Source organism: Pseudomonas frederiksbergensis (assembly GCF_003732275.1).
Lineage (GTDB): Bacteria > Pseudomonadota > Gammaproteobacteria > Pseudomonadales > Pseudomonadaceae > Aquipseudomonas > Aquipseudomonas frederiksbergensis_H.
Genome location: NZ_MOBM01000012.1, coordinates 159,759 through 175,712, shown reverse-complemented (window position 1 = coordinate 175,712; position 15,954 = coordinate 159,759). Strand labels below are relative to the sequence as shown.

Sequence of the window (15,954 nt, the reverse complement as noted above, 5' to 3'; positions counted from 1 at the left end):
CCAGGGGACCAGTCATAGTCCTGTGTCGTTTCTTTAAATGAACGTAACCCACATCGTCTGGGATGTGGAGATGGGCGTATCCTTCGCCCTTATTCAACAGGAATTAAAATGAGCGAAAGCTTTGCGGAACTCTTTGAAGAAAGCCTAAAAACCCTGAACCTTCAGGCAGGCTCCATCATCACCGGTGTTATCGTTGATATCGATTACCAAGCTCGCTGGGTAACCGTTCACGCTGGCCTGAAGTCTGAAGCACTCATCCCGCTTGAGCAGTTCTACAACGATGCTGGCGAACTGACTATCAACGTCGGTGACGAAGTTCACGTTGCTCTGGACTCGGTTGAAGACGGCTTTGGTGAAACCAAGCTGTCCCGTGAAAAAGCCAAGCGCGCTGAATGCTGGATTGTTCTGGAAGCAGCCTTCGCAGCCGAAGAAGTGGTCAAGGGCGTTATCAACGGTAAGGTTAAAGGCGGCTTCACTGTCGACGTTAACGGCATCCGTGCGTTCCTGCCAGGTTCTCTGGTTGACGTCCGTCCAGTGCGCGACACCACGCACCTGGAAGGCAAAGAGCTGGAATTCAAGGTCATCAAGCTCGACCAGAAACGCAACAACGTTGTCGTTTCCCGTCGTAGCGTCCTCGAAGCCGAGAACTCCGCCGAGCGTGAAGCTCTGCTGGAATCCCTGCAGGAAGGCCAACAAGTCAAAGGTATCGTCAAGAACCTCACCGATTACGGCGCATTCGTCGATCTGGGTGGCGTCGATGGCCTGCTGCACATTACCGACATGGCTTGGAAGCGTATCAAGCATCCTTCCGAAATCGTCAACGTTGGCGACGAGATCGATGTCAAGGTTCTGAAGTACGATCGCGAACGCAATCGTGTTTCCCTGGGCCTCAAGCAACTGGGTGAAGATCCATGGGTTGCTATCAAAGCCCGTTACCCAGAAAGCACTCGCGTTACCGCTCGTGTAACCAACCTGACCGACTACGGCTGCTTTGCTGAGCTGGAAGAAGGCGTTGAAGGTCTGGTACACGTTTCCGAAATGGACTGGACCAACAAGAACATCCACCCTTCGAAAGTCGTACAAGTCGGCGACGAAGTGGAAGTTATGGTTCTGGACATCGACGAAGAGCGTCGTCGTATCTCCCTCGGCATCAAGCAGTGCAAATCTAACCCATGGGAAGATTTCTCTGGCCAGTTCAACAAGGGCGATAAAATCTCCGGCACCATCAAGTCGATCACCGATTTCGGTATCTTCATTGGTCTGGACGGCGGCATCGACGGTCTGGTTCACCTGTCCGACATCTCCTGGAACGAAGTGGGCGAAGAAGCCGTTCGCCGCTTCAAGAAGGGCGACGAGCTGGACACCGTTATCCTGTCGGTTGACCCAGAGCGCGAGCGCATCTCCCTGGGTATCAAGCAACTGGAAAGCGATCCGTTCTCCGAGTACGTTCAAGAGAACGACAAAGGCGCCATCGTTAAAGGCATCGTGAAAGAAGTTGACGCTAAAGGCGCCATCATCACTCTGGCCGACGATATCGAAGCGACTCTGAAAGCCTCCGAAATCAGCCGTGACCGCGTTGAAGACGCGCGCAACGTTCTGAAAGAAGGCGAAGAAGTAGAAGCCAAGATCATCAGCGTTGACCGCAAGAGCCGCGTAATCCAGCTCTCGATCAAGTCGAAAGACGTTGAAGACGAGAAAGAAGCCATCCAGAGCTTGAAAGACAAGCCTTCAGATAGCATCGCTGCTGGTCCTACCACTCTGGGCGACCTGTTGCGCGCACAAATGGAAAAGCAGAACTAAGTTCTGTCAGACCATAGAAAAAGGGCGACTTCGGTCGCCCTTTTTTGTGTCTGCAATTTGGTGAGTTCCAGGGGGGGGCTGACCCCGCCTTATTTCTTTCGTGAAACCAATGATCTACATAAGCTGTCTGTAACTTCATACAGGTCAATCGTCTATTCAAGGCTAGGCTTAGTCTGAAGTGAACGACCGCTGGGCAATACGCCCGGCATAAGGAAATAAATGAACAAGCTCATTGTCGTGATAGCAGTACTGACATTGGCGGGTTGTACCACCAATGCCAAGACTCATGCGGTGCGCGGAGTCAGTGGCATAGAGATCGATTGTTCGGGGTTGGGCTCCGGATGGGAGAGGTGTCACAAAAGAGCTGCCAAGGAATGCAAGGGTGCAGGCTATAAGGTCGTCGTAAGGTCCGATGACGCGAAAGAGGAAGATGAATTCCCTTTTGGCTTCAATCCCGCGGGTTATCTGACGCGCACCATGCTGGTTATCTGTAGATGAATGCTGGGTTTGAGCAGTGTTCCGATGTTCTGAAATCGGGCACCTCATTGCAGGAAAGATATGTGAAAACTCAGGCTGTTCAAATTCTTCCGGGCATGCTAAAACCTTTGAAGCGCTTTTCCTAGCTGCTTGAAAAAGAAGGGAAAAATATGACGAAGTCGGAGTTGATCGAACGAATTGTCACCCATCAAGGGCTGCTCTCATCCAAGGATGTGGAGTTGGCCATCAAGACCATGCTTGAGCAAATGTCCCAGTGTCTGGCCACCGGTGATCGAATCGAGATCCGTGGTTTTGGCAGCTTCTCCCTGCACTATCGCGCGCCGCGCGTAGGTCGCAATCCGAAAACCGGTCAGTCCGTCAGCCTCGACGGCAAGTTCGTTCCGCATTTCAAGCCAGGCAAAGAACTGCGCGATCGCGTGAACGAGGACGAGGAGGAAGGGCTTTGACAGTTGCTGCACTTCAAGGAACCGCTGATGCATAACCTCAAGCGCGTACTTCTCGCTGTATTTGTCCTGTTGCTCGTTCTAGCGATCCTGGCGTTCGTTCTTGAGAACCAGCAAGGCGTGTCGCTGCTATTCCTGGGCTGGTCGGGCCCACAGTTGCCAGTATCACTGATCATGCTGATTGCGCTGTTGGTTGGCATGGTGATCGGGCCGATTCTCGGCTGGTTTCTGGGACGTACGGCCAGAGCCTCACGCAAGCGCCTTGTCTGACGGCGACAAGTACCTTGTGCGTATCGAGTTTGTGTCGCAGCTTGTCCATATCCATTAGTAAAACCTTCATTAAGCTGTAAAATGCTGCGCTTGGCTGATTGGGGTGTTCCCGCATCGGTTCAGACTGACTCTGTCAGAAGCCACGGCTGATTTTGATGGCTTTTGCATTCATGGATTTGACAGTGCGCGATTGGCGGGCCTGTCAGCAACTTAAGGGTAAGGTTTCGCGTGAAAATTCTAGTTACCGGCGGCGCCGGGTTTATCGGCTCGGCAGTCATTCGTCATATCATTTCCAACACTAACGACTCTGTCGTTAACGTCGATAAACTGACTTATGCCGGTAATCTTGAATCGTTGGCCGAAGTCAGCCAGAACTCGCGTTATGTGTTCGAGCGCGTCGACATCTGCGACCGCGATCAAGTGGACCGTGTCCTGCGTGAACACCAACCGGATGCCATCATGCATCTGGCCGCAGAGTCCCACGTTGACCGCTCGATTTCCGGTCCGTCTGAATTCATCCAGACCAACATCATCGGCACGTACACCTTGCTGGAAGCTGCACGCCATTATTGGGCGGCACTGGATGATGCGCGTAAAGCCAACTTCCGCTTCCACCATATTTCCACCGACGAAGTCTACGGAGACCTCGAAGGTCCGGAAGACCTCTTCACCGAAACCACTCCTTATCAGCCAAGCTCGCCGTACTCGGCCAGCAAGGCCAGTTCCGATCACCTGGTTCGCGCCTGGGCTCGTACTTATGGTCTGCCGACCCTGGTCACCAATTGCTCGAACAACTACGGTCCGTGCCATTTCCCTGAGAAGTTGATCCCGCTGATCATTCTCAATGCGCTGGAAGGCAAGCCGCTGCCGGTCTATGGCAAAGGCAACCAGGTCCGTGACTGGCTCTACGTCGAAGACCACGCCCGCGCACTTTACAAAGTTGTGACCGAAGGCGTGATCGGCGAGACCTACAACATCGGCGGCCATAATGAGAAGCAAAACATCGAAGTGGTGCATACCCTGTGCGCGCTGCTCGACGAACTGCGTCCGGATTCCGCTCATCGTCCACATGCCAGCCTGATCACCTACGTTCAGGATCGCCCGGGCCATGACCAGCGCTACGCAATCGACGCCAGCAAAATTCAGCGCGAGCTGGGTTGGACGCCGGAAGAGACTTTTGAAACCGGCATTCGCAAGACCGTCGAGTGGTACCTCAACAATACTGAATGGGTGGCTCACGTGAAGAGCGGCAGCTACCAGCAATGGATCGACCAGAACTACACGGATCGTTCGGATAAAGCATGAAAATCCTCCTGTTGGGAAAAAATGGCCAGGTAGGCTGGGAGCTGCAACGCTCCCTTGCGCCGCTGGGTGAATTGATCGCCTTGGACCGTCACCCGGTCGATGGTTTGAGCGGCGACCTGTCCGACCTCGATGCACTGCGCGCGACGATCCGTCAGCTCAAGCCCGAGGTCATCGTCAACGCAGCGGCCTACACTGCCGTCGATAAAGCCGAGTCCGAGACTGAGCTGGCCGAGCGTGTGAACGGTCAGGCGAGTCAGGTCATGGCTGAAGAAGCTGCGTCCCTGGGCGCCTGGCTGATTCACTACTCAACCGACTACGTGTTCAGCGGTGAAGGCCTGAAGCCATGGCAAGAGACAGATGCCGTCGCCCCGGTGAATCACTACGGCGCGAGCAAACTGGCCGGCGAGCAAGCGATTACTGCCTCGGGCTGCAAGCACCTGATCTTCCGCACCAGCTGGGTTTATGGCGCGCGCGGCAACAACTTTGCCAAAACCATGCTGCGCCTGGCCAAGGACCGCGACACCCTGAACGTTATCGCCGACCAGATCGGCGCCCCGACCGGCGCGGATCTGATTGCCGACGTGACGGCATTGGCCATTCAGCAAGTCATGCAACGTCCTGAACTGGCAGGCCTGTATCACCTGGCGGCCGCCGGCGAAGTGTCCTGGCACGGCTATGCCAGCCATGTGATCGGTTTTGCCAAGGCCAACGGTGAAGAACTCGCCGTCACGTCGGTCAATCCAATAGACACAACCGCCTACCCAACACCGGCGCGCCGCCCTCTGAATTCAAGGTTGAACACTCAGAAGTTGCGCGACAATTTTTCTCTACACTTGCCGGATTGGCAAAGTGGTGTCACCCGAATGCTTATGGAAGTCCTGAATAAATGACCACGACAAATCGTAAAGGCATCATCCTCGCTGGCGGCTCGGGCACGCGTCTGCATCCGTTGACCCTCGGCGTGTCCAAGCAGATGCTGCCGATCTACGACAAGCCAATGATCTTCTATCCGCTGTCGGTGCTGATGCTCGCCGGTATGCGCGAAATTCTGATTATTTCCACCCCTGAAGACCTGCCAAGTTTCCAAAAACTGCTGGGTGACGGCAGCCTGTACGGCATCAAGCTGACTTACGCCGAGCAACCTAGCCCGGACGGCCTGGCACAAGCCTTTATCATCGGCGAAGAATTCATCGGCAAAGATCCTTGCTGCCTGATCCTTGGCGACAATATCTTCTACGGTCAGCACTTCTCGGAAAACCTGCGTTCCGCCATCACTCAAGAGCGTGGCGCGACTGTATTCGGATATCACGTATCGGATCCAGAGCGTTTCGGTGTCGTCGAGTTTGACGCTACCGGCCGTGCCTTGAGCATCGAAGAGAAGCCGCTGAAGCCAAAATCCAGCTACGCAGTGACCGGTCTGTACTTCTACGACAACCAGGTTGTCGAGATCGCCAAGAGCATCAAACCATCCCCACGTGGCGAGCTGGAAATCACCGACGTTAACCGTGTGTACCTTGAGCAGAAGACCCTCAACGTCGAAATGCTCGGTCGTGGTTTCGCCTGGCTGGACACCGGTACCCATGATTCGCTGCTGGAAGCCAGTCACTTCGTGCATACCATTGAGCAGCGCCAAGGTCTGAAAGTGGCGTGCCTGGAAGAGATCGCTTATCACAATGGCTGGATTACTGCCGAGCAGTTGGGTACTCAAGCTGATGCGCTGAAGAAGACTGGCTATGGTCAGTATCTGCAGAAGCTACTGGATTCGCCTTCTCGTTAAGACGAGAGCGTTATCTTTCTCTCCAGTGTTCAAACCATGCAAGCAGGAATGGCATGCCAGTAAAATCTCCCAAGATTGCGGTTTTGCTGGCTGCCTACAATGGCATGCAGTGGATCGAGGAGCAGTTGGCCTCGATCCTCAGCCAATCAACAGTCGACGTAACCGTATATATCAGTATCGATCCTTCTACGGATGGAACTGAAGTCTGGTGTGCTGAGTTCGCTAATTGCCATCAAGGCATTGTTCTGTTGCCGGTAGTCGGTAGTTTCGGTGGCGCCTCGCGCAACTTCTTCAGGCTTATCCGCGATGTCGACTTTGACGGGTACGACCTCATCGCTTTCTCCGATCAGGATGACGTTTGGCATAGTGACAAGCTCAAGCGGGCGAGTGAGGTGATTTGCGCGCGAGAGGTGGATGGCTATTCGAGCAATGTCACAGCGTTCTGGCAGAATGGCAAGACCCACTTGTTGGACAAGGCGCAGCCACAGGTAACCTGGGATTATCTTTTCGAAGCTGCGGGGCCCGGCTGCACCTATGTTCTGAACAAAAAACTGGCGATGCAACTCAAGACCTCGGTGCTTGCCCATTGGCAAGAACTTCAGGGCGTCAGTCTACATGACTGGTACATCTATGCATTCGCTCGCAGCCATGGTTTCAAGTGGTTTACCGATCCGGTACCGGCTATGCAATATCGTCAGCACGAAAGTAACCAGGTAGGCGCGAATATCGGGATTGGTTCGCTATTCATGCGCTACAAAACCATTCATGACGGTTGGTGGTTTTCGCAGGTACAACTCATCACGGCGCTTGTAGGCAAGGAAACCGATCCTTTTGTTCGGCGCTGGTTTCGGCTTGGGCGTATGCAATTGATGCTGCTTTCGTTCAGTGCCTGGAAGTGTCGGCGGCGGTTGCGGGACAAGTTGTTTTTCTTTCTGATTTGCTGGGCTACCGCAATGATCGGAAAAAAAACCAAATGAAAGGACCGAAAGTTCTAGTGACTGGTGCGTCCGGCTTTGTCGGCGAAGCCGTGGTTTTGAGGCTGTTACTGGACAGGAAGCTCACGCCAGTGGCTGCGGTTCGCGGCTCTTCACGCCTTGGCGGACTTTGCCGAGTCGTGCCATTCAGTCTGGGAAATAACTCAAGGCTGCCAGTACTGGACGATGTTCAGGTAGTCATTCACTGTGCCGCGCGGGTGCATGTGATGAAGGAGTCTGCGACTGACGCCTTGATGGAGTTTCGTAAGATCAACGTGGATGGCACAGTAAGTCTCGCTCGCAAGGCTGCTGAATCAGGTGTGAAGCGCTTCATTTACATCAGCTCGATCAAGGTGAACGGCGAGAATACCGTTCCGGGCAACCCCTTCAAATTCGATGATCCTCCGGCACCGATCGATCCTTATGGTATCTCCAAGCTGGAAGCAGAGGACGCACTGCGGCAAATCAGCCTTGATACCGGCATGGAAGTGGTGATTATTCGTCCGCCACTGGTTTATGGTCCGGGAGTAAGGGCTAACTTTTTAAGTATGATGAGTTGGCTGAATAAAAGAGTTCCGCTGCCATTAGGTGCCATAAATAATCGAAGAAGTTTTGTTGCGGTAGATAACCTTGTGGATCTGGTTATCAAGTGTGTCGATCACCCTGAAGCGGCGAATAATACGTTCCTGGTAAGTGATGGCGAAGACCTGTCAACAACGCAGCTATTGCAATGCATTGGCAGGGCATTCGGAAAGCCGGCGCTGTTGATTCCAGTACCTGTCTGGATGTTGAAGGGTGTTTTGTCGGTGCTCGGAAAAAAGGTGATAGCCCAGCGCTTATTCGATTCTCTTGAGGTCGATATCGTCAGAACTCAAACCCTCTTGAGTTGGTCTCCTCCCGTCACGATGACCAGAGCATTACGTCAGACGGCTGATCACTATCTGGATACTCTAAAAAAATGAATTTCTGTTGGCTGCTTAGTGCAGTATTCATCGTGTCGCTATTTTTGACTTATGTCTTACGGCGTTATGCGTTGGCAAATAGCCTGATCGATATTCCAAATCTACGTAGCTCCCACACTCTGCCTACTCCGCGAGGCGGCGGAGTGGCGATAGTCGTTTCATTTCTGCTCGCATTACCTGTGTTGTATTACCTCGACTTAATAGACCTGTCGGTGTTTGCAGGGCTATTGGGGGCGGGAGCGTTGGTTGCCGCTTTAGGTTTTGCTGATGATCATGGTCACATCGCTGCGCGATGGCGTCTGCTGGGGCATTTCGTTGCCGCGGGTTGGGCATTGTTCTGGTTGGGTGGTGGGCCGCAGATCTCTTTTTTTGGTGTGCTGCTCAACTTGAACTGGTTCGCAACCATTCTGTTCGCAGTCTTTCTGGTCTGGATGCTCAATCTCTACAACTTTATGGATGGTATCGATGGACTGGCCAGTGTTGAGGCCATTTCTGTTTGCTTGTCAGGGTGTCTGGTCTATTGGCTGAGTGGACATCAGGAGCTGAGCTGGGTGGTTTGGGTACTGGCAAGCTCTGTTGCGGGTTTTCTCTGCTGGAACTTCCCCCCTGCGCGAATTTTCATGGGAGATGCCGGCAGCGGTTTTCTCGGGCTGACGGTGGGCTTACTGGCCATTATTGCCGCTACAAAAGTACCCGAGTTGCTTTGGTGCTGGCTGATTCTCTTGGGGGTGTTCATTGTAGATGCCACCTGGACGCTGATGCGACGTCTACTGCGTGGCGAAAAAATTTATGAAGCCCATCGCAGCCACGCTTATCAATATGCATCTCGACAATACGGAAATCATAAAACGGTTGTTTATGCTGTCCTGGCAATAAATCTGTTATGGCTCGCGCCGCTGGCGGTCGCTGTCGGAACCGGTTTGATTCCAGGTGTTGCCGCGCTGATCATTGCCTACACTCCACTGCTCCTGATCGCATACAAATACCAGGCCGGAATGTTGGAGCCGGCAAAGTAATGTCTGCTGTTTTGCAGGTCGATTTTTCTAGGACTTTTCTTACGACCTTTTCAGAATTCTTACATATTTCGCCCATTAAAAGTCCGTATCCTAACGAAACAGATCTCCCAGGTGAGGAGGGCTTATGAGTTGGAGGCATGAGCGGGGGCGCTTGGCCGATGTAGGCCTACCCTGCGGATAAGATTCTGATTTTTCGGGCTACAGTGATAGGGTGTCCCGCTCAGTTGTGCAGGGAAGAGGGATAACGGTCGAGTGTCAAGCCTGGTCGTTTCTCTGAATCACGGATTAAAGGAAACAGAAGGCTGCTGACTGTCTGTAGGCCTTTCGATTGTTGGCTGATGACCTTGTTGGGTGTCTATCTCGAAGGAATAGTTTGATGCGCATATTCAGAGAGTTTGCACGGGATCGAAGGGTCTTGTTGAGTTTGATAGCCAATGACCTTCGTGCAAGATACCTGACAAATTACCTTGGTATTTTGTGGGTTTTTATTCAGCCTGTAGCAACTACTGTTATTTTGTGGTTCGTATTTCAGTTTGGATTCAAGGCGGCCGCTCAAAACGATTTTCCGTTTGTCTTGTGGTTGGTTTGTGGCCTGGTGCCCTGGTTTTTTATCGTCGAGGCATTGAACTCAGGATGCTCGTCGGTGAAAGAAAATAGTTTTCTGGTAAAGAAGATAGTATTTAGGGTTTCATTGCTGCCGTTGGTGAAGCTGGGTTCGGCGTTGATGGTTCACATTTTTTTTGTTTGCATACTGATTCTTTTGTTTTTGGTTTATGGCTATACGCCAACGATCTACTGGCTTCAAGTCATCTATTATATTGTCTGTTTGTTTGCTTTGTTGTTGGCGATAGCCTGGATCACCAGTTCGGTTGTTATCTTCTTTCCTGACCTGAGTCAGTTGGTTTCCATGGCGGTACAGTTTGGTTTCTGGTTAACTCCCGTTTTCTGGGATATCAACGCCATGCAGAGCAAGGCTGTAAAATATCTTCAATTTAATCCGTTTTCTTATATTGTTGAGGGATTCAGGGATTCACTCATTCGGGGTGTCTGGTTTTGGGATCGTCTGGAGCAAACGATTGTGTTCTGGATTGTTCTGACTGTTCTCATGCTGGTAGGTTTGCGGACGTTCAAAAAATTAAGACCTCACTTTGCGGATGTTTTGTGATGACTGAAGTATTCGAGGACGCCATTGTTGCCAGCAATATCTGTAAGCTTTATCGACTGTACGACAAGCCTGTTGATAGATTGATTGAGGCATTGTCTTTGTTCGGGAAACCTCGGCATCATGATTTTCATGCTCTCTCGGATGTCTCCTTCACGGTCAAGAAAGGGCAGACCGTTGGTATATTAGGAAAGAATGGAGCAGGCAAGAGTACGTTGCTCAAGATTTTGACCGGTGTTCTCACGCCGACAAGCGGTGACGTTAAAGTATTTGGCCGGGTAGCCTCGTTATTGGAGTTGGGGGCCGGCTTCAATCCCGACTATACCGGGATGGAGAACATCTACTTTCAAGGCACTTTGATGGGCTACAGTCACGCGGAAATGCAACTGCGTGTTTCGGCAATCACGGAATTTGCAGATATTGGCGAATTTATCAATCAGCCTGTTCGAATGTACAGCAGTGGCATGTTTGCGCGGCTGGCCTTTTCTGTCGCAATTAATGTTGATCCCGATGTGCTTATTGTTGATGAGGCGCTGAGTGTAGGGGATGCAGGGTTCCAGCTTAAGTGTATGCTTAGAATGAAGTATATGCAGGAGCGCGGTACGACTATACTTTTTGTTTCTCATGATACTCAGTCAGTTATTCGGTTTTGCCAAGCAGTCATTGTAATGCAGGCCGGTCGCATAATTGATTACAGTGCCGACGTTTTGTCGGCCACCAAGAATTATGAAAAAAATATCCGTAATGCGGGTCCATCGCCAATGGGGCTAGCTGAGGAGCTGCATGTTGATGTTTCTTACGAGAAAGAGTTGGGTGATATTTCAGAAGTGAGATTTGGCTCCGGAGAAGCAAAAATCAATGCGGTTGATTTTCTTGATGCTGCGGGAGTCCCAACGAATCATTTCGAACCTATGGATGAAGTTATAATGAATTGCTATATTCAGTCTCGGGCTGAGTTTAGCAATGTTGTGATTGGTTATTCGTTACGAAACGCTAAAGGTGTCGACGTGGCGGGTGATAATACTCTTTTGGCTGGCGGTGAAATAAGCTTCGAGGAAGGGGCGTATAAGGTTAGCTTTTCCTATTCGCTGAATGTCGCGCCCGGTGAGTACTTTCTGTATATCGGTATGGCCAGTCTCGATGGCGAGCGTGTTGAGCTGGATCAGCGTTGGCCCTTGAGAAAAATGAGTGTGTCTGGTGGTCGTCAGGCTGTAGGCGTGGCTTATTGTCCGTCAACCGTAAACGTTGTGAAGGTTGCTTAACGCTATGCTGAAGATTGGTAACGCGCTCATTGCCGAAACGGTAAAGTTTTATGTTGATGATACAGCAACTTGTATTATCGCCGACGACGTGCAGATTCGCGACAATGTCGTTATTGAGTGCGGGGCAGGCGGTTTTTTAAGTATCTCATCCGGAACCGTGGTTAACTACGGGGCGTGGATCAACGGAAGTGGAAAGGTAACTATCGGTGCGAATGTGTTGATCGCGCCTAACGTTTCCATAACTTCTTCTACCCATCGTTATGATCGCAAAATATCTATCAAGGATCAGGGTCTGAAGTTGGCCGAGGTGATTATTGAGGATGATGCCTGGATTGGTGCAAATGCCTCAGTTCTGGCGGGAGCGGTAGTGGGTAAGGGAGTAGTAGTCGCAGCGAACTCGGTTGTAAAATTTAATATTGAGCCGCAAAGCATTGCCGCGGGCAGTCCTGCCGTGCGGGTGGCGCAGCGAAAATTCAAGAAGGTTGTGTTCTACACACTGCCCCTGGTTTTAAGAGGGCGGCCGACGTTGTTCAGCAGTATTGTCGATGTGTATTTGCCGCTGGCGAACAAATTTGCCAGTGAAGGCTGGGAGTGCATATTTGTCGGCTCTGACGAACTGAAAAACGAGTACGGTGTATTTGCTCATCAATGGGTAAGTCCAGCGACATTCTCGTGTGTTTACCCCAATGGACCTGACGTTGATTGGCTGAGCGACTGGACAGCAATACTCAAGAAGGAGGCGGTTTCTTATCACGACGATTTTGTTCGCCGCATGGTAAGTGAGCTAGATCCAGATCTCGTTTTTTGTTGGAATTACGACGGTTCGCTGGACAGGATTTGTTCATCTCATACGATTCCTCTGATTTTTAATGAGCTGGGCATGTTACGAGAACCTAATGCCATGGGTTACTACTCGGATCCGCAGGGCGTGAATGCTCGAAGTGCCTTCAGGGCGGAGTTTGCTGCCTATCTGGAGAGGGTGCAGACCTACGACAATAGTGGATGTGTTGACCGGTTAAGGGCACTGGAGGACCGTTATAAGTACCAGGGTGGCGTCAGGGAACCCAATGCTTTGGTTCTGCTGCAGGTTCAGGATGACTCCAATGTAATCATGGGGTCTCCCTATTCGAGCATGGCTGATTATGTTCAGCATGTATCGGATGTTATCTCGGGATCAGGCTTAAAAATCATCGTCAAACCGCATCCGTTGGACTCTATCCCACCGCTGCCGGAACATGTCTTCGTCGCCGGCAAAGAGGATAATATTTCTGATTTGATCGCCGCCGCGGATGTTGTCTTTACCCTCAACTCCTCCGCCGGTTTTGAGGCCGCTCTGGCCGGCAAACCTGTTTACGTCCTGGGACTGGCTCCCTATTCAGGGTTGGGGTTGACTATCGATGTTCGGGAGCCCGCAGATTTGATGTCTGTTTGGCAAGCTCACCAAACAGATAGTGTGTGTTCGTCAGCGCTCAGAGCTTTCATTCTGGACTTTGCCGAGACGCAGTACTTTCTTTCTGCTGCTCAGTTCTGCGAGCCGTCAGCTCATCTTGCTCGACTGGGGCATGCCAGTGAACCGGGTTTTGAAAGAAACCGCTTCGATCCTGATTTGGAAAGTTATCGCCAACAATCTTATATTTCATGGCTTGAATCAAAGAATAAAGAAATTAATGCCGATCTGGCATTGTTGAATGAAGAGCTCTTTCAGGTGAAGGACCAGCTTTTTGAAGTCGAGGCGCAACTTGATGCCTTGCAGGTGACGGGTTCAAAGTTTGGGAATTCAGAAGAAAAAAATTCGTTTTTAAAGGATGAAGTATTCGGTATGGGGCATTCCATAATATCATTTGTAAAGCGCTGCTTCGCGGGGCTGCGTCGACTTGTGTCGAGTCCGAAGTCGGTCCTTCGGCCGCTTTATCAGAAGTTTCCTTTTTTGGCGAGTATTCGTGTTCGGATAGGTCTTTACTCGAAATCATTACGTGTGAAGCTTCTTTCCGTTATATATTCAAAAGATAATATCAAGGCGATACAGGTCATTACGGATCGTCGTTTTTCTCATGTTTTGGTAGCGCCGACAGTCTCTGCTCAACCTGTCGTTGATGTTTCAATCGTTACCTATAATAGCGTCAAGTGGGTCGATGGTTTTTTTGAGTCACTGCAATCTCAAAGCTATCCCCTTGGAAAGTTGAACCTCTATTTTGTCGATAATGGCTCTAGCGATAGCACAGTCGAAGCACTGGAGCGCTGGAAAGTAACGCTGGGTGCGGAGTTGGCCGGCTTTGAGGTTTTGCGGGGAGATAACGTAGGTTTTGGTGCGGGCCATGATAGGGCTATCGGGCAAGGCGATGCAGAGTATTTTTTGGTCAGTAATATTGATATTACTTTCGCGGATAACTCCATTGAGAAGATAGTTTCCAGCGCTTTGTCAGACGGTCAGGAAAATGTCGCATCCTGGGAGTTGAGGCAGGCCCCATATGAGCATCCGAAGTATTATGATCCGGTGACGCTGGAAACCAATTGGTCTTCACATGCGTGCATTTTAATCAGGCGGTCTGCCTACGTTAAGGTCGGCGGGTATGAAAGCCAGATATTCATGTATGGAGAAGATGTCGAGCTTTCTTATCGGTTTAGATCTTATTGCTATCGTCTGAAATATTGCCCTTCAGCAGTCGTTTACCATTACACCTATGAGCATGAGAATCATGTGAAGCCGATTCAGTATGCCGGCAGCACTTTGGCCAATGCTTATATTAGATTGCGTTATGGTAGGCTGACCGATAAGTGGGGCGGTATCGTTCTACAGTTCTTACTGTTTATGCGGCCACAAGCATACCCAGGCTCTCGCCGGGATCTGATGCGTAATATTGCTCAGCTCACAAAGAAAGCGTCTTATTTTCTCGGTGGTAAAGGTCCGGATAAGGATGCTTATTTTCCTTTCAGGGGCTTTGATTATGAAATGATCAGAGACGGTGCTTTCTGGCGCGTGGGTGACCCCTTCGTTGAACAGCCTTTGGTCACCATCGTGACTCGTACCTATCAGAAGAGGGACGAGTTCCTGAGGCAGTCCATCATGTCTGTGTTCAACCAAACGTACCGCAATATTGAGTTAATTGTGGTCGAGGACGGTGGCTCGACGATGAAAGCTCTCGTTTCTGAGGTACCGTCCGCAGAAGGGCGAAGCGTCAGCTTCTATGGTCTGGAGAAAGTAGGACGTTCGGTGACAGGCAACTACGGTCTTGAGGTCGCCAAAGGCAAATACTGTATGTTTCTTGACGACGACGATTTGCTTTTTTCGGATCACGTCGAGGTCCTTGTTGCGGCGTTGCTGAAGAATGACACCGCCGTTGCGGCTTACTCGTTGGCAATGGAGGTCGGCACAGTCACTGACAATACGAATGGGCGGTATACGGAAGTCAGTCATGAGACTCACGATTCCTTCAAGCATGAATACGATTACAATGTGCTGCTTGATCATAACTTCATCCCCATACAGTCCCTTCTTTTCAAGAGAGACCTATATCTGAAGCGGGGCGGTTTCGAGACCGATATGAGTAACCTCGAGGATTGGAATCTTTGGTTGCGTTATGGGTATAAAAATGAGTTCTGTTACGTGCCCAAAACGACATCGTTGTTCAGGACGCCTGCGGATCCAAAAGTAAGGCTGAGTAGGCATAAACAACTGCATGAAGCCTACTTTATTGCCAAGAACCGGGCGGTGAAGTCTTGTGAGGGTTATATTTAGCCTAATTGGCTTGATGCATTGCACGTAGAAATGAGCTGCCTTTTCAGGCAGCTTTTTTTTGTCTTTTTTTGAGGGGGGTAGGCTGACTGGCCATTTTCGTGGAGTCGCTGGCGATTTTCATCTCCACGCAATCGATGCAGCGGAGAGCCGCAGACTATAAAGCATGAAGTACGGCAGCCTGGCGACAGAACATGGTCGTTCATACCGTCGCCAGTACCGAGGTGTTTTTAGAAGCTCAAAACCACTCATTTACCTCTCGGCAGGAGCCTTTTTCGATCACGCTGAAGGTCTATTGCAGGTGTCTGAGGGACGGAGCAAGTAGGATTTTTCGTGTTTCTGTGTGGGTTTGAATGTTATCATCTGACAGGATAATGCCCACAGCTTTGCCGGCTTTGAAGCCTTGGGTTTACTGCAACGTTTCCAGCTTGGCGGCCCTGAGGCTGGCAAAAATTGACGATTTTCGACATCGCTGACTAACGTCAGGGTGTCCATTTTTGCAGTTTATTGGTTAGGGTTTCAGTCCTTGGCTATTTTCGCCGATAAGGTCTTCATCGTCCGTCGCACAGGCCTCTGACGGACTCGCATCGGGTAGTCGTTCATGCTTGATTTGGCTCTCTTTTTACTATGGTTGTCGGTACGCGCTGCAGGCGAACCGGGCAGTCTGACTGAGCGCTGGTGGTCCACTGTTACTGGCAATACTCGCTGTGCGCTTAAGGAAACACTGCACCAATGAATGGAACTCCCCTTGC

Annotated in this window: 13 protein-coding genes; all 13 read left to right on the top strand. The window is 50.9% G+C overall.

What is annotated here, in order from left to right:
* Positions 1 to 108: 108 nt before the first annotated feature.
* Entirely contained in the window at positions 109 to 1,800 is a 1,692-nt protein-coding gene (gene rpsA / locus BK662_RS08790) for a 30S ribosomal protein S1 (protein ID WP_008005961.1), read from the top strand.
* Between the two features lie 219 nt (positions 1,801 to 2,019).
* Positions 2,020 to 2,298 (top strand): hypothetical protein, encoded by a 279-nt coding sequence (locus BK662_RS08785; RefSeq protein WP_123357744.1) that lies wholly within the window; start codon positions 2,020 to 2,022, stop codon positions 2,296 to 2,298.
* A 149-nt stretch (positions 2,299 to 2,447) separates the two neighbouring features.
* Entirely contained in the window at positions 2,448 to 2,744 is a 297-nt protein-coding gene (gene ihfB, locus BK662_RS08780; RefSeq protein WP_003369729.1) for an integration host factor subunit beta, read from the top strand.
* Between the two features lie 27 nt (positions 2,745 to 2,771).
* Positions 2,772 to 3,011 carry a LapA family protein gene (locus BK662_RS08775; RefSeq protein ID WP_123358126.1) on the top strand — a complete coding sequence of 80 codons (240 nt, stop codon included), beginning with the start codon at positions 2,772 to 2,774 and terminating at the stop codon, positions 3,009 to 3,011.
* A gap of 228 nt (positions 3,012 to 3,239) precedes the next feature.
* The gene (rfbB, locus tag BK662_RS08770) at positions 3,240 to 4,316 is read left to right on the top strand and encodes a dTDP-glucose 4,6-dehydratase (RefSeq protein WP_095055846.1); all 1,077 of its coding nucleotides are present in this window, start codon (positions 3,240 to 3,242) and stop codon (positions 4,314 to 4,316) included.
* Positions 4,313 to 5,206 carry a dTDP-4-dehydrorhamnose reductase gene (gene rfbD, locus BK662_RS08765; RefSeq protein WP_123357743.1) on the top strand — a complete coding sequence of 298 codons (894 nt, stop codon included), beginning with the start codon at positions 4,313 to 4,315 and terminating at the stop codon, positions 5,204 to 5,206. The genes rfbB and rfbD overlap by 4 nt, the downstream gene beginning before the upstream one ends.
* Entirely contained in the window at positions 5,203 to 6,093 is an 891-nt protein-coding gene (rfbA, locus tag BK662_RS08760; RefSeq protein WP_123357742.1) for a glucose-1-phosphate thymidylyltransferase RfbA, read from the top strand. Before rfbD ends, rfbA begins: the two co-directional genes overlap by 4 nt.
* Positions 6,094 to 6,146: 53 nt before the next feature.
* Positions 6,147 to 7,070: a glycosyltransferase gene (locus tag BK662_RS08755; RefSeq protein WP_123357741.1), complete on the top strand. Its 924-nt coding sequence runs from the start codon at positions 6,147 to 6,149 to the stop codon at positions 7,068 to 7,070.
* Entirely contained in the window at positions 7,067 to 8,029 is a 963-nt protein-coding gene (locus BK662_RS08750; RefSeq protein WP_123357740.1) for a UDP-glucose 4-epimerase family protein, read from the top strand. Before BK662_RS08755 ends, BK662_RS08750 begins: the two co-directional genes overlap by 4 nt.
* Positions 8,026 to 9,045 (top strand): MraY family glycosyltransferase, encoded by a 1,020-nt coding sequence (locus BK662_RS08745; RefSeq protein WP_123357739.1) that lies wholly within the window; start codon positions 8,026 to 8,028, stop codon positions 9,043 to 9,045. Before BK662_RS08750 ends, BK662_RS08745 begins: the two co-directional genes overlap by 4 nt.
* Before the next feature lie 376 nt (positions 9,046 to 9,421).
* On the top strand, positions 9,422 to 10,210 hold the full coding sequence (locus BK662_RS08740) for an ABC transporter permease (RefSeq protein ID WP_123357738.1): 789 nt from the start codon (positions 9,422 to 9,424) through the stop codon (positions 10,208 to 10,210).
* Positions 10,210 to 11,469 carry an ABC transporter ATP-binding protein gene (locus BK662_RS08735; protein WP_123357737.1) on the top strand — a complete coding sequence of 420 codons (1,260 nt, stop codon included), beginning with the start codon at positions 10,210 to 10,212 and terminating at the stop codon, positions 11,467 to 11,469. Before BK662_RS08740 ends, BK662_RS08735 begins: the two co-directional genes overlap by 1 nt.
* A 4-nt stretch (positions 11,470 to 11,473) precedes the next feature.
* A complete protein-coding gene (locus BK662_RS08730; protein WP_123357736.1) occupies positions 11,474 to 15,205 on the top strand; it encodes a glycosyltransferase in 3,732 nt (1,243 codons plus the stop codon).
* The last annotated feature ends 749 nt before the right edge of the window (positions 15,206 to 15,954 follow it).